The organism is Polystyrenella longa, assembly GCF_007750395.1.
GTDB classification, from domain to species: Bacteria; Planctomycetota; Planctomycetia; order Planctomycetales; family Planctomycetaceae; genus Polystyrenella; species Polystyrenella longa.
This window is the reverse complement of sequence record NZ_CP036281.1, coordinates 4,447,998-4,466,221: the sequence shown is the minus strand read 5'-3', so window position 1 is coordinate 4,466,221 and position 18,224 is coordinate 4,447,998. Positions and strand designations below refer to the sequence as shown.

Annotated in this window: 14 protein-coding genes; 11 read left to right on the top strand and 3 right to left on the bottom strand. The window is 50.7% G+C overall.

Annotation, left to right across the window (positions count from 1 at the left end; all coding sequences use genetic code 11):
* The first annotated feature begins 228 nt into the window (after window positions 1-228).
* The 3 genes from Pla110_RS16515 (at window position 229) to Pla110_RS16505 (ending at window position 2,629) form a co-directional block, all read left to right on the top strand.
* Complete coding sequence (locus tag Pla110_RS16515; RefSeq protein ID WP_144997228.1) at window positions 229-594, top strand: cupin domain-containing protein; 366 nt, start codon at window positions 229-231, stop codon at window positions 592-594.
* Between the two features lie 183 nt (window positions 595-777).
* The gene (locus Pla110_RS16510) at window positions 778-2,043 is read left to right on the top strand and encodes a pyridoxal phosphate-dependent aminotransferase (protein WP_144997226.1); all 1,266 of its coding nucleotides are present in this window, start codon (window positions 778-780) and stop codon (window positions 2,041-2,043) included.
* A gap of 115 nt (window positions 2,044-2,158) precedes the next feature.
* Window positions 2,159-2,629 carry a VanZ family protein gene (locus tag Pla110_RS16505; protein ID WP_144997224.1) on the top strand — a complete coding sequence of 157 codons (471 nt, stop codon included), beginning with the start codon at window positions 2,159-2,161 and terminating at the stop codon, window positions 2,627-2,629.
* Between the two features lie 19 nt (window positions 2,630-2,648).
* On the opposite strand, the gene zwf is transcribed toward Pla110_RS16505, so the two are convergent.
* Window positions 2,649-4,229 (bottom strand): glucose-6-phosphate dehydrogenase, encoded by a 1,581-nt coding sequence (zwf, locus tag Pla110_RS16500; RefSeq protein WP_144997222.1) that lies wholly within the window; start codon window positions 4,227-4,229, stop codon window positions 2,649-2,651.
* 188 nt (window positions 4,230-4,417) lie between these two features.
* Complete coding sequence (locus tag Pla110_RS16495) at window positions 4,418-5,101, bottom strand: HAD family hydrolase (protein WP_144997220.1); 684 nt, start codon at window positions 5,099-5,101, stop codon at window positions 4,418-4,420.
* A gap of 287 nt (window positions 5,102-5,388) precedes the next feature.
* Between Pla110_RS16495 and Pla110_RS16490 the strand changes: the two genes are divergently transcribed.
* The 8 genes from Pla110_RS16490 (at window position 5,389) to Pla110_RS16455 (ending at window position 17,217) form a co-directional block, all read left to right on the top strand.
* Complete coding sequence (locus Pla110_RS16490) at window positions 5,389-8,760, top strand: spermidine synthase (RefSeq protein WP_144997218.1); 3,372 nt, start codon at window positions 5,389-5,391, stop codon at window positions 8,758-8,760.
* 165 nt (window positions 8,761-8,925) lie between these two features.
* Window positions 8,926-9,672: a 2-C-methyl-D-erythritol 4-phosphate cytidylyltransferase gene (gene ispD / locus Pla110_RS16485; RefSeq protein WP_144997216.1), complete on the top strand. Its 747-nt coding sequence runs from the start codon at window positions 8,926-8,928 to the stop codon at window positions 9,670-9,672.
* A gap of 19 nt (window positions 9,673-9,691) precedes the next feature.
* A complete protein-coding gene (locus Pla110_RS16480) occupies window positions 9,692-11,509 on the top strand; it encodes a zinc ribbon domain-containing protein (protein ID WP_144997214.1) in 1,818 nt (605 codons plus the stop codon).
* An 85-nt stretch (window positions 11,510-11,594) separates the two neighbouring features.
* A complete protein-coding gene (locus Pla110_RS16475) occupies window positions 11,595-12,347 on the top strand; it encodes a hypothetical protein (protein WP_144997212.1) in 753 nt (250 codons plus the stop codon).
* 65 nt (window positions 12,348-12,412) lie between these two features.
* Window positions 12,413-12,706 carry a (2Fe-2S)-binding protein gene (locus tag Pla110_RS16470; RefSeq protein WP_144997210.1) on the top strand — a complete coding sequence of 98 codons (294 nt, stop codon included), beginning with the start codon at window positions 12,413-12,415 and terminating at the stop codon, window positions 12,704-12,706.
* A gap of 146 nt (window positions 12,707-12,852) precedes the next feature.
* Complete coding sequence (locus Pla110_RS16465) at window positions 12,853-13,569, top strand: ABC transporter ATP-binding protein (protein ID WP_144997208.1); 717 nt, start codon at window positions 12,853-12,855, stop codon at window positions 13,567-13,569.
* The gene (locus Pla110_RS16460) at window positions 13,566-15,947 is read left to right on the top strand and encodes an ABC transporter permease (RefSeq protein WP_144997206.1); all 2,382 of its coding nucleotides are present in this window, start codon (window positions 13,566-13,568) and stop codon (window positions 15,945-15,947) included. Before Pla110_RS16465 ends, Pla110_RS16460 begins: the two co-directional genes overlap by 4 nt.
* Window positions 15,948-15,990: 43 nt before the next feature.
* Window positions 15,991-17,217: an efflux RND transporter periplasmic adaptor subunit gene (locus tag Pla110_RS16455; protein WP_144997204.1), complete on the top strand. Its 1,227-nt coding sequence runs from the start codon at window positions 15,991-15,993 to the stop codon at window positions 17,215-17,217.
* Between the two features lie 22 nt (window positions 17,218-17,239).
* On the opposite strand, the gene Pla110_RS16450 is transcribed toward Pla110_RS16455, so the two are convergent.
* The gene (locus Pla110_RS16450) at window positions 17,240-18,154 is read right to left on the bottom strand and encodes a peptidylprolyl isomerase (RefSeq protein WP_197440248.1); all 915 of its coding nucleotides are present in this window, start codon (window positions 18,152-18,154) and stop codon (window positions 17,240-17,242) included.
* Window positions 18,155-18,224: the final 70 nt, after the last annotated feature.

The window sequence follows — 18,224 nt, the reverse complement described above, 5'->3', positions numbered from 1 at the left end:
TCCCAAGTCGGCCCAGTTTCGGAGTTCTTAACTGACGTCCAGAATCTTCTCGTGGTGCGTGTAAATCAAAGGCCAGTTCTTGTTCACGAACATCGCCTCGCTGGTAATCGTTCAATACTCGTGCCACAATGGGTTAATCGGACCTGCTTCGATTTCACCCTTCGATTCATAACCTTTTGATATAATCGTCGCGATTCAGCAGACTTCTGGCAATATCGGGTAATCTAAATGTCATCGACTTCTTCCTCTTCCAACTATTATCTGGCGGACTTTTCAGAGATTGCTGGGGTCCCCTGCCCTTGCGGCACGGCGCGGCGGGCGTTTACTGAGGTGGATGCTTTTCCGGGGACGTTGCATAGGACGGAGATCTCGGAGAATGCGAAACGGCATTATCATAAGACGTTGACCGAGACGTATTACTTTCTGGAGTGTGGTGACGACGCGCAGATGGAACTGGATGACGAAGTGATCTCGGTTAAACCGGGGACCGCCATCGTTATACCACCGGGTACGCGGCATCGGGCACTTGGGAAAATGAAAGTCCTCATTGTCTGTCTGCCGAAGTTTGAATCCAACGATGAATGGTTCGACTAGAACTTGTTCAAGATACCTGTGGCGATTTTCTGAGATCGAAGAGTATTTGAAGATGAAGTTTTCCGCAGCCAGATCAACTTATGGTTGATGTATGATATGCTCCAAGCGGAACTCCGTTGAAAACTCAAACATTATTCAACCTCGTTATTCCAATTCCACTATCGTTAACCAGGGAGATCTGTGGTGAGTCCTACGATCAGCCAATTCGCTCAATCATTAACCGTTGAAACTGCCTTTACTGTACTCGCGATGGCGAAGGCGTTGAAGGCGGAAGGGAAAGATGTCGTAGAACTCGAAATTGGCGATAGCCCGTTTGAATCGACAGCCTCGGCGAAAGCGACGGGGATCGAGGCGATCAACCAGAACGAATCGCACTACTGCCCTTCGCCCGGTTTACCCTCTTTTCGAAAAGCGGCGGCGAAATTCGTCCGGGATGAATTCAACATTCCTGCGGAGGCGGAAAACATCGTGGTTGCTCCAGGAGCGAAAGTTTTCGAACAGTATTTTTGTGAAGCGTTTCTTAATCCTGGGGATGGAGTGCTGGTCTTTAGTCCGCATTTTCCCACGTATCAACCGAACATCGAACGTCGTGGTGCCCGTATGGTCTTGGCGCCCCTCCAACAGACGAACGAGTTTCGCTCCGAGATTGCGCAGATTGAAGAGTTCCTCAAGAAAGATCCTCAACCCAAAGCGATCTTTTTGAATTCGCCACACAACCCGACGGGGGGAGTGACGACCGAGGAAGATTTAAAACAGATTGCCGAACTGCTGCGCGGAAAAGATATCGCGATCTTCAGTGACGAACCTTACTGCCACATGATCTGGGACGGCGACCATCATTCTATCGCGGCGCAACCGGGGATGTTGGACCAGTCGGTGGCAGCGTATACCTTCAGCAAGTCGTACAGTATGAGCGGTTGGCGGTTAGGTTTTGCGGTCGCGTCGAAGGAAGTGGCTGATTATATCGGTAAGATGATCAACACCAGCCTCTCCTGTACTCCCCCGCTCGTTCAACTTGCGGGTCAAGCGGCGCTCGAACGAGACACAGCGGAACGAGATGCGGTGATGCAGAAGTTCCGCGAGAAAGTCGTCCTGTTGACCGAAGGATTGAACAAGATTGACGGTTTCAATTCACTCGACCCGTTGGCGACGTTCTATGTCTTTCCCAATGTGATGGATGTCTGCAACCGACTGAATATCACCAGTCACGGCTTGGCCCTATATCTCTTGGAAGGAGCCGACGACAAATTTGGAGTCGCCTGTCTGGGAGGGGAATGCTTTGGCGAAGCGGGTGCGGGTTTCCTGCGATTCAGTTGCGCGGAACCGAATGATCGATTGGAGCAGGCTCTAGAATTCATCGCCGATGCGGTTACTCGCGAGGACCGCATCCAAAGCTATCTCGAATCGCATCCAAAGCACAAACTGAAAAAGCCTTACTCGCAGGAGTAACATTGCCAGAAATAATGTAACGGGATGTTTACGAACGATCTTCCCCTGTGACCCCGGTTTCCGATAAACTGTCCGCCGCGCTGAAGGACGTTTATAAAACAAGGGAATAGGAATCGTGAAGTACAGATATACGCTGGAAGAGCTTGGACAAATCAGTCGTCGAATTCTGATCAGCTACTGGACGCTCTTGTTTATCGCGACGCACATTCCGCTTTGGTTTGTGCATATGGATGTACCGAAAGACTCGGACAAGCTAGCGCACTTTCTGGGCTATGGCGGGTTGATGTTCTGCCTGCGCGGGTGGCAGTGGGTTGCTGCCCAGCAGAGTGACATTCAAGAGCAGATAGAAAACCAAAACGGGAACCGAAAGCGTTATACGCTCTGGTTCGCCGTTCTGGTATTAATGGTGTATTCTGTTCTGGATGAATTGCTGCAAATTCCAGTCTATCGGCACGCCGACCTGCACGATGCTATTGCAGACTGGGTCGGTCTGGTGATAGGGGCGATTGCATTTTATTTATCGCGACCATGGATCGTTCGCCTCTTTCTGGTCTCTCCATTGGAAACCGAAGCGGCCTCGGAATGACCTCCGGATTCAGAACGTCTTAACCGAGCGACTTTCCTTCTCCAGACTGGGCTTTATTATGCTCCGAACCGGGGACACGCCAGCGATGTCCATTTCGTGCGAGCATCAGATTGGCTCCTTCCGGACCCCAGGTGCCGGGTTTATAAAACTCGGGTTCAAACGCGGGGTCGTCGAGTTGCTGGAGGAGCGGATCGACAAATCGCCAAGCCGCTTCGAGCTCGTCGCTACGGGTAAAGAGAGTGGAGTCTCCCCGCATCACGTCGAGCAATAATCGTTCGTAAGCTTCGGGCAGACCACGATCGAATGCTTCGTCGTAGGCGAAATCCATCCGCACAGGTTGAATCTGATATTGCATTCCTGGTCGTTTGGTCGAGAAGACGAGGGAGATCGCCTCTTTCGGTTGAATACGGAAAACGAGTGTATTCGGGCGAGCACCGACCAGATCGCAGATGTCCCCTTCGCACTCCACAGTTCCAAAGAGATGGAGCGGTGGAAGTTGGAACTGAATCGCGATTTCTGTTACGCGTTCGGGCAACCGTTTTCCGGTACGGAGATAAAACGGAACCCCCGCCCAACGCCAGTTGTCAATTTTGACCTCCATGGCGACAAACGTTTCGCGAGTTGAATCGGGCGGGACACGTTCTTCCTGCCGGTAACCGGGGACATGTTTGCCATTCACTTCGCCTTCAGTGAATTGGCCGGCGACCGTCCATTTGGAGAGATCGCCCGGATTGCCGGGAGCGAGGGCCTGCAGGACTTTCAGTTTCTCATCGCGGATTGCTTCCGCCTGAAAAAGTGATGGTGGTTCCATGCCCATCAGGCAGAGTAATTGCAGTACGTGGTTTTGCAGTACATCTCGCAACGCCCCCGATTTGTCGTAATAAGCGCCACGGCCCCCTTCAATACCCTGAGACTCCGCCACGGTGATCTGCACATGCTCGACATGGTTGCGGTTGAGCAAGGGTTCAAAAATGGAATTTCCAAACCGGAATAACAGGATGTTTTGTACGGTTTCTTTACCGAGGTAATGATCGATACGGTAGATTTGCTCCTCTTGCAACATGCGGCTCAGCTCGTAGCTGATATGTTGAGCCGAAGCGAGGTCGCGACCGAAAGGTTTTTCAATAACTACCCGGAAAATATCATCAGATTCCCGGTCGGGGACGAGACCCGATTGATGCAGAGCTTCGACAACAGGAAGAAAGAGTGAGGGTGCAATCGCCATGTAATAAGTGCGATTCGTCGGGATATTGAAATCGGTTTCGAGTTTCTCGAGGCTCTTCTTCAACATCTGGTAGTCGTCCGGACTGGTGAGGTCGACCTCGCGGTAGAAAAGTCGCGCAGCGAATTTGTTCCAGTCGTCGCGGCTGTCCGGTTTGATGCGGCAATGTTCCAGAATGTTCTGGTGCATCTCTTCGCGGAAAGACTCGTCAGTCTTTTCTCGACGGGCAACTCCAACGATTGGCACGTTGTCCGCCAGGAAACCTTCTTTCCAGAGCGTGAATAATGCCGGAAGCAATTTTCGGGCGGTTAAGTCTCCTGAAGCACCCATAATCACAATGGTCGAGTCAGACGCGTAATAAAGTTGACCTTGAGACATATCCCTGTTTCTAATTGCGAAGCGAAGAGGTGATTAGAATCGATTTTCGGAACCCAAAAAATTCGGCGCGACGGGCGAACAGCAGTCTGAAGCGTGGACGCAAAATAATGTTAACAAGTATCGTTCAGACTGTCCCGATAAATCAGTCTGTTTTCATTCGCGTAAGAATTGTATCACTCACGTTTTGTTTAACCCTGACGAGACTGGATAAGTTCGGCGATTTTTGCAGGATTGATCTCGTTGAGATGAGAGACAATCAGGTTGGCGTCGTCGAGATTAACAGAATATTTACCCGGACGGACTAGACCAATACAGGATGAGCCTGCTGCGTTCGCGGCGGCGACTCCTGCTGGCGCATCTTCAATCACGCAGCAAAGCGGGTTAGGGACATCTACTCCTTGTGCCGCCAGTTGAAAGACCTGTGGGTCCGGTTTTCCCTTGGTGACATCATTGCCGGTAATCACTGCCGATAGGCAGGAACCGATTTCCAACCGGTCGATTACCAGCTGTACGTTTTCGCGTGGCCCGGAGGAAGCGACTGCGATACGAAAACCCCGCTCGTATAAATCAAAGATTAACTCTCGGCCACCCGGCATCGCGGGGAAATTCTCGTTGAGAATGTCTCGAAAGGCAGCTTCTTTGTCGTTATCCAGTTGGGCAACTTCATCTTCGCTCCAGTTTTCGGCACCGTTCCACTGTTCCCGAATCAGTTCCCGGCTGGTACGGCCGAATCCGGCGACGAATTCTTCTTCTGTGTAGGTCCCGCCACGTTGTTTGGCGACGACTTGCCAGCTCTCGAAGTGGGCAGCATAGGAATCAATCAGCACGCCATCCATATCAAACAGGACCGCCAGTTGTACGTCGGAATTCATATTTCTCGGGTGTCTTTCTTAAGCTGGATATTTTCGACCAAAAGCGACTGCGCAGGATCATAGGAAATTGCGAGAGCAAGTGTAAGCGGACGAGAGTCTCTCCTGTGTTGCCTATACTTCCTGTCTTGTTGTTTGAGACCTTGTTTTGTAGGGACGCAACCGCTGTTTTAGACTGGTCTTGCGATAGGAACCGGTTTTTCGATAAAAATAGCGCCCTATGGGAAATTTGGTTCAAGTTTCCCGCACGCTTCTACTCTCCCTCAATGACCCCGGAAGGCAAGGATGCCATGTTCGGAAGACGCGAACTAAAAACGTTCACATCCCGACAGCTGACAACACTTCTCGATATCGCTCTGTATTCGCTGTCGTTTCGTTTATTCATGCTTGGGTTCCTACTCGGACCAATCGCTCTGGCGATCGTCCATCATTATTTCGCGACCGCCGGAAATCTGTTTCCTGCGCGGACGGGTGGTATGGTGGCGATTTCAATCGGATTCGCCTGGGCGGTCAGCCGTGGTTTATTCTGGTCGACGACATTTCGTTCCAATTTGATCCGTCGGATACTACCGACGTGGATTCAAGCGACGATTGGTCTAGTGATGTGGGTGGTATTACTCCCCTACCTCGATCGGGTGAATGAATTTCTGCTGAGTCAGTTTTCAGGTACTACACTAACGGAAACCGGCACGCAGCTCGTCTATTACTGTTTATCGGGACTGATCTCGTTGACCTTGCCGGCCTATTGGCTGGTGCGAACGGCCGATTCACTCGCGAGTGATCTGGTGGGTGCGGAAGTCAACGGACAGAAAAGAAGCCAGTACCAACGTTATCTCTTTCGCTATGCCACCGGTCTGGTCTCGGGAATCGCGTTTACGTCGCTCTTACTCGCCCCGTTCTGGGGATTACAAATTATCGCCTGGATCTCCGTGACAGCTCTCGTGGTTGTTTGTATTGAACGCCTCGTTCAAGGAGCCTCGGTCAAAAATCATCACGTCCCTTATGGGTTTCAGTCGTTACTGGCAGATGGCCAAAGCTTATGGTTGGAAAAATTGTGGCAAGCAGGCGTCTGGTGCGCGATTGGCGGTTTATTGTTCCTGCTCCAGCGGATGTTTACACAATACATGCCGGGGACAGTGTACGTCTCTATGTTTGTCTGGATCGGTTTTGCCATAGGATTGTTCTGGGGTCTGCAATTCATTGCCAGACGGCAAGGTGATTCTCAGACAGCGCAAGCGGAAGTTGCTTCTGCTCTGCTATTGATGGTGGTACTGGCATCGGCCTGGACCGTTCTCTGGATGCTCGCCAGCGATGTTTTGCTTGCGTCAAGCTTGTGGATCAGCGCCGAGTTATCCCAGACATGGTTGATCACTTTGTTCCGCTTAGGCAGCATTGTCCTGGCTGTCGCTCCTTTGGGGCTGACTGCTGTTTGCTGTCTGTTGACCGCTCAACCGGGCAACCGAGTTAATATTCTTTCCTGCTGCCGCTGGCATCGTCTGCTGGGTTTAGTGGTGGGTTGTGTTTCCGTTCAATATTTAATGGCAAACGGCATTTCGCTCGTCAACCTGATGACCGGCTGCCAATGGTTGCTACTCTCACTGGCAGGACTCAAATGGGCTCAAACCTGGAAGTTCAGCTACAGCAAACCGGTCGTCGCCGGTTTGTGTGCGGCTGTGATGTTGGTCCTGGCCGCTCCTCTGGCTGATCGCCTGTTCGATTCCAGTCGTACCGCGAAATACCTCTTTTCAAGCGATGTTTATGCTGCCTACCGCAACGGTACCGATACCAACGAACTGGGAGTCCTCAACGACCAGCGATTGATCAAGCAGGTTGAAGGAGAATCGGCCACATACACGGTCTGGTCGCAGAACGGGCTTCAACAGTTCGTCCGCGCTGATGGACTTCCACAGGGTATCGCCAGCCTCGATGCAAGCATCATTCCTGAACATACAGGAGAGATTCTCCCTGCAGTTCTCCCATTGATCCTGCATCGTTCACCTCACCAGGTGATGTTGCTCGGTGTTCCTTCGGGCGTCTCTGTGAAAAGTTGTCTGCAATTTCCTATACAGGAATTAAAGTGCGTCGAAACCGAAGATGCTGTGATCGAACTCGCCCGTGAATCTGCATGGAAGAATCGCTCTCCTGAAAACGATATTCGATTTGAAATTCTCGATCTTCCTGCACGGTTGGCCCTATCACAGGCGGAACCACAGGACGTGATTATCTCCAGTCCACCGATGTCGATGCTACAACGGTCGACCAATTGCTATACGCTCGAATTCTATCAGGCTGCGGCGAACGCGCTCAACGAAGAGGGGCTCTTCTGTCAGCGGTTCCAGCATTTTGATTATGGTTCACAACCACTTTGTGACATCGTCACCACACTTCGGGCCGCGTTCCGTTCGGTAAGCACGATTCAATCGGCTCCCGGAGAATTGTTGCTCATCGGGACCAATTCGGAAGAGGGAGTGAATCGAGCCGGATTACTGAGTCGCCTCCGTAAACCGCATTCACGTCAGGCTCTCGCCAGCCTCGGATGGGACTGGGCAGTCCCTTTGGAAATTCTGCAACTGGACGATGAATCCTGGACTGAAATTCTGAAAAAACAACCCGGTCATATCAACACCGCCGCGAATGGATCGCTGGCTTACAGCCTGCCTCATGAAATGCTGCGTTGGGGAAATAAAGTACAGGAAAAGCAGGTGCTTACTGCGCCACCACATTCCGACACACTTTACGCCTGGGTCAAAGACGAAGACGACGATCATCAAGTGAGTCACCGCTTCGAAGAGCTGAAGTCCTTACGGGAACTGCAGGTCATGTCGAACGGAAAGTATTGGGCCTATCGAAACCCGGTTCGTAAACGTGTGCAGGAGAAACCTCGCACAGTGATCAAACAGGTTAAAGGAGAAGGTCCACAGCAGCGAATGCACGAAGAAGACCGCCGCCGGTTGGAATACTTTGAGTCTCTGGGCGACGCGTTTCAGGCACAACAAATTACTCGCGGACATCTGCAGGACATCGAGCAGTTCTCGCTACCTTACGATCCGCTGGTCAGTTATTTCTCGCATATGGAACTGGCGGCACTCTGTGAAAGACTGCCGGAAGAATTTGCAGGTGATGAATTACGACACCTGTTGCACACCGTATTTTATGGTTCCAGTCAGGATCGGTCCATTAAGAACATCGCTCGCGCGATGGTCCTGTTGGTAGAACATCCAGAAGTGGTGAATAATGAACCCCGCCGCGCGGACATGCTGAATGCTATGCTTCAGCTCATGAAATCACGTTGGATGCTTCGTGGAACAATGCCGGTTGGTTCACTTGGACTGTCCCAGAAAGATGTGACGGACTCACTCGATGCGATTGAACTCACCTTTGATGAGTTCGAAAAATTCGCTGCGAATACTGAACTGCAGGATTATGCGTGGGAATCTCGTGAACTGCATCTTGAGCGTTTCCTGGTGAGTCCACTGCGTACCTATCGCAGCCAGCTTTCGGTTGCTCAGGCTAAACGGGAACACGACCTCGAGACAGCTGAAGCGAAAACTGCCGATGCGAGCTTGCAACAACAGGTCAAAGCAGATGCGGCTAAGCTGGAAGCGGAAGACGCAGAACCTAACCCGATCAACAATGCGGTGTTTGAATTGCCGAACTTCTGATCTGGCTGTTTGAGTTCTCGATTCGCTTTCCGCTGATTTCTCCAATGGCTCCGGTTTGCTCTTCATTACGAATGGAGTAGAATAAAGACAGGTGTCCGTTCGTTGCCGATGAGGTAGCGAGCGGATCTGGTTTTGTTCGTGCGCTTTTGTGGTGAAGTTAACTGTATGTCGAAATTCGCAGTCATATTACCTGCGGCGGGTCAGAGTACCCGTTGTCGCGTGAAACGGATGAAGAAACCGTTCGCGGAACTCAACAGACGGCCTGTCTGGGTTCGGTCGACGGAGTTATTTATCAATCGGGATGATGTCGCACAGACGATCATTGTCATCTCTCCTGAAGACCGAGAGTGGTTTAAGGAGAAATTTCGCCCTAACCTCGCGTTCATGGATATTGAGATTGTCGATGGTGGTGCGGAACGGGCAGATTCGATTCAGAATGCTCTGGCGCGGGTGAAGTCCGACATCGACTTCGTTGCTGTGCATGACGCAGCGCGGCCGTTGATGGTCGAAGAGTGGGTCGATGATGTCTTTCGGACGGCGATCAAAACAGGTGCGGCGATGCCCGCCGTTCCGGTGACCAGCACAGTGAAACGGGTCAACGATAAAAACGAGATCGTCGAAACGGTTCCGAGGGAGAATCTATGGCTCGCACAGACACCCCAGGTCTTTCGGCGGGAACTGCTCTTGGAAGCTTACGCGAAACGGAACGGACTCATCGCCACAGATGATGCTCAACTGGTGGAAGCCATCGGGCACACGGTGACTGTGGTCGAAGGTTCGCCGATGAATATCAAAATCACCACGGGCGAAGATTTTAAAATTGCGTCATCGTTGATCGAAGCGCTTCCAAAGAAAGATCCACTACGATCTCTCCATCCCTTCCAAGATGATCCCGGCGACCAGTGGCGCTAGAGAAAGGTGACTTTTCATTATGAAGCCCTTCCGAGTCGCCTGCCCTTCGTGTCAGAAGCGGTTAACGATCAATAAACCGGAATTGGTCGGCAAGCGGGTTAAGTGCCCGCAATGCAAAAATCCACTGGTAATCAAACCACCCACGAATAAGCCAACTTCGAATAAACTTGGAGTTCTGGATTCGCCGAACGTTGCACCGACTCAACCAGTACCGCAAAAAACAAAAGAAGCTTCGTCCGAACCGGCAGGCGTGATTCCACAGTTGAATATCCCTGAAGATGATCTGTTGTTGAATCGTCAAAAACGACGTCGACGAAAATCATCGGGATCGAAATGGATCGTTATTGGTATCTTTCTGTTGCTCTCGGCGGGAGCTATGGGTGGGTTCTTATATGTTAACTCCACGGCGGGGCCGAACCAGCCTGTGACGTCGGCTTCTTCTCCTAAACCGGTTTCCAAGCCAGTGGCAGCCAGTGCTGCTAAGACAGAATCGAATGTGCTGGAAATCGACCGGGGCAAACCTTTTACGTTCGAATATATCCCGACCGGGGCGCGAGTTGTTTTTCATTGGCGGCCAGCGGCCCTTCAACAAGCGGGTGACCAACCGGGCGAACTATGGCAATGCAGTGGCGCCCTTCTGCCTTGGCTCGAAAAAGAATTGACAGGTTTTACAGGTCTATCGTCTGCCGACGTAGAGACCGTCACTTGTTACCTCATTCCCGGTCCGCGCGGGCAACTCCCTTCGTTCGTTTATAAATTCAAACCCATTGAAACCTTCGATCTACAGGCATGGGTGAATGGTCAGGAAGCCGCGACCGATCAGCAGGATGGGTTTCAGGTTTATGCAGTGGGTGAACAACGCTTGTTCTGGCTGGATGATCAAACGGGAATGTCCGTTCCCTCATCACTATTAGAAGAAGCGATTACTACAGGAACGGATCCCTTGCCGATGACGGCTGGACTCGATCAGTTGATTTCCCGATCAGACTCCGATGCCGAAGTCTCGATTCTGTTCGATTTGAAAGCGGTTGAGATCGGGATGAAGGACTGGATTCCTTCCCGGGAACAGCAGGTTCTACAGACCTTTTTAAGTTATTGGGGTGATGATACCGAGGCAGTCTTATGGGATTTGAATTTGGAGAACGATCAACTTCATTCTTCGATTCAGTTACAAGCTTCTCCTTTTGCCGCCAGTAAAAAGTTGCAACAGCAATGGCAGGCTAACATTCAGGGAATGGGGAAAATGACTTGGCAGGAACTTCGTAACAAGGCATTGCATTCCGTGGGAGCACAGACGGTGCTGGCTCGATTCCCAGCGATGATTCAGCTGGCGAGCCGATTTACGACAGTCGACGTGGAAAAACAAAGAGTCACGATGAATACGACGTTGTCTGAACGGGCCGCTCCGAATCTCACTTTGGCCAGTTGGTTATATTGGCGAGAACAAATCCTTCCGGAATCTGCCGTTACTGCTGCTCCTGTCACAACGGAAACTGTGAAAACGAAGTCACTGGTAGACCGATTGCAGGCGACTCTGTTCATCGATTTTCGTTTGACACCGCTTCAGGAAGCGATTGAGCAGATCGGTCAGGAATCGAAAATTGTTTTCGAAATCGATGGTGATGCGCTCAAAAATGAGGGCTATACGCAGAATATGCAACAGAACTACAATCTAGGAGAAGTGACCGTCGAAACGGCGTTGGCCCATTTGATGAAGCAGTATCCGAAAATGGCCCTTGTTCTGAATGAAGCCGATAATAAAGTGATCGTAACCACGAAATCGGCCGCCACAGCGAAACAACAAACTCCTTACGCATTCCCAACAGAAAATCAATAAACGACCAATGTCTAAAACGTTTCCCACCTATACCTTTCATTGCCCCAATTGTCATACACAGTTGCGGGTACGGGAACGTCGTTTTGTGAATAGAGAAATTCGATGTCCTGCTTGCGAAATGGATCTGCGAGTCCACTTGAATAAAGCGTATCAGATCGAAGTCGAAGAGGTGAAACCCGTCGTCACTGAGATCGCTCTCCCAGTTGCTCGCAAGAAAGAGTTAAATCTCAATCCACTATATTGGACCATCACTGGAATATTAATGGCGTTACTGGGCTATTTTTACATCATGCGTCCCCAGCATGAGGTGGACGAATCACTGCCCGAAGTCGTCAAGACGGTTGAGGAAAGTTCTCCGGATATACCCGAAGTCGTCTCTGAAGAAGAACTGGTAGAAACTGAAACCACGAATGCAGAATCAGTTGTGGAACTTGAAAGGGAACCGGTGTTAGCTCCGCGACCGGCCTGGGTTCCGCGCAATCTCCCCCCTGCACTGGCAGAGCGTCCCGCGGTACCGCCGATTCCTATTCCTGAAAAGTGGGAAGCGTTAATGCGTTTGGAAATCGCTCAATATGAAATTCCAGGGTTGGATCGAGTCAAGGTTCTGGACGAACTGGAGATGCTGGCAGGCACGACATTCGTCTATCATGACGACGAAGCCCGCGCCCGGTTGGAAATTGAGCCGACCATGGTTAGCATTAAGCTCGAGCAAACCGGGTTTGGTGAAGTTCTCAAACAGACGTTGGATCCGGTGGGATTAATTTTCCATTTGACGGAAGAAGACATCGTGATTCAAACTATCGAGACGGCTGAAGAGAAACCGACGTCTCGACAGTAAGTCGTATTTAAAATGCAGCGATGTTTACGGCTCTCCTAAATTCGAAATAGAAAACTGGCTGTCCTGTGAAACCTGATGATCATGTCTGTCTCTGCTTTCATATCTCTCGACGAAAGATCGAAAACTACATTCGTATCTATCAGCCGAAACGAGCGAGTCAGGTCAGTGAATGTGGTGGTGCTGGTTCCGGGTGTGGTTGGTGTATTCCGTTTTTGAAACGATATTTCGAGCAGGCTCAATCAGGACAGGGAGTCGATGACTTGACTGCTGAAGAATACGCGCAAGCGCGAGGACAATACATTCACTCTGGAAAAGGAACTCCTCCACCCGGAGCCACCCCGCCTCCACAAAATTGTTAAAAACCAATCCCTTTCGCACTTCATTCGACTTACCGCTGCTGAGACTCCCGCACACTCGGTGAATCAATTACACTCAACTAAAGTGCCCGGACAGTTCGCCTGAATCTCTCCTCCCTAGCCGGGTTGTGCTGTGGAAATGAGAATGCATGAGTGCCGAAACGATCATTTCGATCGAGAATGTTAGCAAGACGTTCTTTATGGGCGACGTGAAAGTCCCCGTGCTGCATGAGATCAATCTGCAGATTAAACAGGGAGACTTTGTCGTCATCGTCGGGCCTTCCGGGTCGGGGAAGAGTACGCTGCTGAACTTGATCGGAGGACTGGACCGCCCAACTACAGGTAAGATCTGGTTTGATCGGCCAGAACAGCAGGTCAGCAGTTTTACGGATCCCCAGTTAACCGCTTATCGACGCGAGCATGTCGGTTTTGTTTTTCAATTCTACAACTTAGTGCCCACGTTAACTGCGACTGAGAATGTTCAAATCGCGAGCGAGTTAAGCCAGGAGGGAATGGATCCGGCAGGAGCTTTGGAACTGGTCGGCCTCGAACATCGGGTGGAGCATTTCCCCTCGCAGATGTCGGGGGGCGAACAACAGCGAGTCGCCATTGCCCGTGCCATCGCCAAGAATCCCAGACTACTGCTGTGCGACGAACCTACGGGGGCATTGGACCTCTCTACAGGGCGCAGCATTTTGGGTGTCCTGCATAAGCTGAATCAGGAGTTGGGAAAGACCGTAGTACTGATTACCCACAACTCAGCGATTTCAGAGATGGCGACCCGTACTGTGCATATTGGTTCGGGCACGATTGCGTCGATGACAGAGAACGAGCATCCCATTTCACCGGAGGAAATCAGCTGGTGAAACCACTCGACCGAAAACTATGGCGGGAAATGCAATCTTCCCGGGGAATGCTGGCGGCGATCATCGGCATTATCGGGGCGGGTGTGCTCTTTTTTGTGGGAATGGCCTCTCTCTACTTCAATCTGGAAACCTCGCGCCGCATCTATTACAGCCAGTGCCGAATGGCCGATTTCACGGTCAGTCTGAAAAAGATGCCCACGATTGAACTGAATCAGTTGCACGACATTAAAGGTGTCTCCGAGTTTCGACCGCGAATTCTGTTTCCTGTCACCGTTGATTTGCCCAGTGTCGATCGTCCTGTGTCGGGACAAGTGCTGTCGCTTCCTGCAGAGCCGTCACCGATTATCAATAATATTGTTATCCGCAAAGGGAGCTACTTCACGGATTCGCTTCACCCGGAAATAATTCTGAATGACTCGTTCGCCCGGGAACGAAACCTGAAACCAGGCGACCACATAGAACTGATCCTGAATGAACGTAAGGAACAATTTTATATCGTCGGAACGGCTCTCAGTTCAGAGTATGTCTATGTTGTTGGAGGGGGAGGGCTTATTCCTGATCCGGCGAATTCCGGTATTTTTTATATCAAAGAGAGTCTGGCGGAAGACCTGTTTAATTATCAAGAGGCGTGTAACCAGGTGGTCGGCTTGTTGGATGAATCGTATCGGGAACATCCTGATGACGTACTCGACCGGATCGAGCAGGTGTTGGATCCCTATGGAGTTTCTGCAGTCACGCCACTGGAAGATCAGTCGTCTCACTTCTTTCTCTCTAGCGAAATCGAGAACCTGAAAACGGTGGTTATTATTCTGCCGGGGATCTTTCTTTCCGTCGCGGCCATTATTCTTAATGTTTTGATGCTCCGGTTGGTGGAACAGCAACGAACTGTGGTGGGAACATTAAAAGCAATCGGTTACACGAATCGAGAGATCCTCTCACACTATTTGAAGTTCGGTGGGGTGATCGGTTTATGCGGTGGGATCGCAGGATCCATTCTGGGATATTGGTTTGCGGGCATTATCACGACGAATGTTTACTCCACTTATTTTGAATTTCCGCGATTGATCAATCGGCCTTATCCGGGAATTCTAATGACGGGCGTGTTGATCAGCCTGTTGTTTTCGATTCTGGGATCGATACGCGGTGTGAAAAAAGTGATGAAGCTCTCTCCTGCCGAAGCGATGCGGCCCAAACCACCCATTCAGGGAAGACGCATCTGGTTGGAGAAATGGACGACCTTGTGGAAGTCTTTCCGATTGCAGACGCAGTTCTCATTGCGTGGCATTGCCCGCAATCGAATGCGTTCTCTGGCCGGTATCTTCGCCGCCAGTATGGGAGCGATGCTGTTGATGATTGTGATGGCGATGCACGACAGCATGGATGAAATGATGGACTTCCAGTTTTCCAAAGTGCTGGTAAATGATTATGAAATCAGCTTTAAAGACCCGCGAGGCTACTCCGCTTATCTCGAAACAAGACGGATGCCGGGAGTGGATTACGCCGAACCTATCTTGAATGTTCCCTGTAAACTGCGGTATGAGCATCATGAGAAAAAAGTTTCGGTTACGGGCCTGATAAATCATTCTCAATTGACGGTCCCGATGAATGTCGACGGGGAAAGACAGGAATTGCCGCCGGTTGGTTTACTGCTGACGAAACGTCTGGCGGAGATTTTGCATGTCACGGAGGGAGATATTCTCCACTTCGAACCCACCGAACGGGAACAGGAAGTACGAGCGGTGCCCGTCGCGGGGATTATTAATTCTTACCTGGGTCTGTCTGCTTATGTGAACATCGATTATCTCAATCGTCTGGTCGACAATGAAGAATCAGTTAGTTCGATTCAACTTAAGACGGTCCGTAATAAGAAAGTCGAGAATGAGTTTCTTCGTGAGTTAAAGAATACACCAGGAGTTCAGTCTGTTTCCTCTGCCCGCCACGATAAGGAATTGCTGGAAGTAACGATGACGGGCCAGTTGATGATTTCTCTTGGCATTACGATTGTCTTCGCCGGTATGATTTTCTTCGGTTCGGTGTTGAACTCTTCACTGATCTCTCTCTCCGAACGGGAACAGGAAATTGCGACATTACACGTACTGGGTTATACGACCCGGGAGATTGCGAGTATGTTCCTGCAGGAATCGCTCGTGCTGAATGTCATTGGTCTACTGGTCGGGCTCCCCCTGGGCATTGGGCTGGGTTGGCTTTTATGTGAGAGCATGGGGACCGATTTGTTCCGGATTCCATTTGTAATCGCTCCTCGTTCAATTCTCATCACGATTGCGGTGGGAATCGGTTTTACCTTGTTGGCGCATGTACCGTTAAAACGATCGATTGATCGACTTGACTGGACTGCGGCATTGAATGTTAAAGAGTAAGGTTAACGGTCTCGTTCCCTCTCTCCTTGTCAGGCACTGATCAATGAAACGTTTCTTAATTATCTTTGTCGTTCTCGTCGCCGTTGCCGCGTTTGGTTACTGGTTATATTTGCAATCAGGCATGCTGGTCGAAGTGGCGACTGTTCGCCAGGGGACCATTCGCGCTTTTATTGAAGAACGTGCCAAAACCCGTCTTCCTGAGATTCACGAAATTACGATGCCGCTGACGGGGCGAATCATGCCGATCGAACTCGAAGAAGGTGATCAGGTGAAATCGGGCCAGCAAGTGGCTCAAATGGACGACGATGATCTGGAAACCGATCTCAAAGCGAGCGACGCACAAGTGAATCAGTTTGTTGAAGTGGTCAAGTCAATCAATTTGGCTGTGGAGGCGGCCCAGGAGCAGATTAATGCGAGTCTGGCTAAGTTTGAGTATGAGGAGCGAGAGTACGAGCGCGTCAGTGAATTGGCGGAGAAAAAGGCGATCTCCGAATCAGACCTGGGAGCATCCGAGTTAGCACAATTTGAAAGTCGCGTGGACCATCGGACGGACGTGTTAACCTGGCGGTCGATACAGGCGATTCAGACCGCCATGCTAATTGCCAAGATAAATTCGGAAGATGAACGTCTGCGAGATCAACGGGACCTGAACCGGTCAGTCATTAAAACTCCTGTCTCCGGAACCGTGCTGAAACGGCATGTCTCCAACGAAAAAGTGATGCAGGCGGGAGAAGTGCTGTTGGAACTTGGCGAGATGGACAAACTGGAAGTCGAGGCGGAAGTGCTGACGCAACAGGCTGTTGAGATCGAAGTGGGCGATGCGGTTGAAATCGAAGGCCCGACGGTAGGTGATGCGAAAATCAACGGTAAGGTGACCAAGATTTATCCACAGGGTTTCACGAAGGTATCGTCGCTGGGAGTCGAAGAGCAGCGGGTACTGGTCATTATTCAGTTTGAAAAACCACTCTTGGAGATCGAGAAGGAACTTAACAAAAAGCTGGGCATCGACTATCGGCTGCGGGTGAGTATCATCACGGAAGAACGCGACGATACCTTGATAGTGCCACGAACGAGCCTCTTTCGCGACCTCAACAACAATTGGTCGCTCTTCGTCGTGCGTAATGGCAAAGCCATGAAAACAGAAGTAGACACAGGCCTGATGAATGACTTCGAAGTCGAGATCTTAAAGGGAATAGAAAGTCGCGATCAGGTCATACTGGCACCGGACTCAGAACTGACGGATCAGGCTCGGGTGGAAATCGAAGAATAAACTTCTAAACTTTCTTTTCGAACTACTTGATCCACTCGATGTCGGCTTCATCGCGTCGATGGGAGACTATGTCGTTCCAAACTGATTCGCTCATCGCGTTCCAAACCTCGGTTCGAACATCTTCCAGACTGAGATCGCCTGGTTTCTCATCGACGACCTGAATCAAGTGGACTCCGAATGGGGAAACAAAGGGTTCGCTGAGTTCCCCTTTCTGTAGCGCAAAGGCGGGGCCGGTAATTGAGAGCGGCATCACACCTTCATAAGGAACGAAACCAAGATCGCCACCTTGAGCGGCAGTCGGAGCTTCGGAGTACTTACGAGCGGCGTCCCCGAAGTCGATCTTTCCGTCGGAGATCTGTTGAGCAATCTGATTCATTCGCTCGACCATTTCGTCTACGGCATCGGCCGTTCTTAATTTCAGAAAAATCTGCCGCAGGTGAAGTTTGGTTCCATCAAACTGACGATAGCGTCCCTGTTGTACATAGAACTCGCGGAGCTTGTCTGAAGAAACTTTTTCTTCGAGATGCACCTGCCAGGCGAGAGGCAGCATCAATTCGTCGCGCAGCATTTGCTCGTTGAGTCCCAGTCGTTCCAGAACCTCTACGGGGTCTCGATCAGCTTCTCGGATGATTTTATAAACTCGCGATAATGATTCTTCAACGCGCACTTTATTAACTTGAACTTTCTCTTCTTGCAGGTATTCCTGAATCAATCGCTGTTCGATGAGGTCGTTGAGAAAAGATTCTCGTAATTCCAGCTGCTGTTCCGCTGGTATATTCCGCGTGAGGAACTGGAGTTGCAAATCTCGTTCAGTGATCGTGGTTCCATTCACCTGCACCAGTGGTTTGTTGTTTTGCGCCATCACGCTGGATGACCAGGCGAGCATCCCCAGAATCAGGAACGTCATTGCAATCCACCGAGCGGATCGAAATGCCATTTTACCGTTCATTGTATTACTTCCGTGTGAATTGTGGTGGCCAATGAGTGGGTGCTTGGGTGTCGTTCAG

Bases quoted from the DNA above. Each gene is read 5' to 3' on its own strand.
- Pla110_RS16515 (WP_144997228.1), top strand. From the start codon at position 229: ATGTCATCGACTTCTTCCTCTTCCAACTATTATCTGGCGGACTTTTCA.
- zwf (WP_144997222.1), bottom strand. From the start codon at position 4,229: ATGTCTCAAGGTCAACTTTATTACGCGTCTGACTCGACCATTGTGATT.
- Pla110_RS16495 (WP_144997220.1), bottom strand. From the start codon at position 5,101: ATGAATTCCGACGTACAACTGGCGGTCCTGTTTGATATGGATGGCGTG.
- Pla110_RS16490 (WP_144997218.1), top strand. From the start codon at position 5,389: ATGTTCGGAAGACGCGAACTAAAAACGTTCACATCCCGACAGCTGACA.
- ispD (WP_144997216.1), top strand. From the start codon at position 8,926: ATGTCGAAATTCGCAGTCATATTACCTGCGGCGGGTCAGAGTACCCGT.
- Pla110_RS16480 (WP_144997214.1), top strand. From the start codon at position 9,692: ATGAAGCCCTTCCGAGTCGCCTGCCCTTCGTGTCAGAAGCGGTTAACG.
- Pla110_RS16465 (WP_144997208.1), top strand. From the start codon at position 12,853: ATGAGTGCCGAAACGATCATTTCGATCGAGAATGTTAGCAAGACGTTC.
- Pla110_RS16455 (WP_144997204.1), top strand. From the start codon at position 15,991: ATGAAACGTTTCTTAATTATCTTTGTCGTTCTCGTCGCCGTTGCCGCG.
- Pla110_RS16450 (WP_197440248.1), bottom strand. From the start codon at position 18,154: ATGGCATTTCGATCCGCTCGGTGGATTGCAATGACGTTCCTGATTCTG.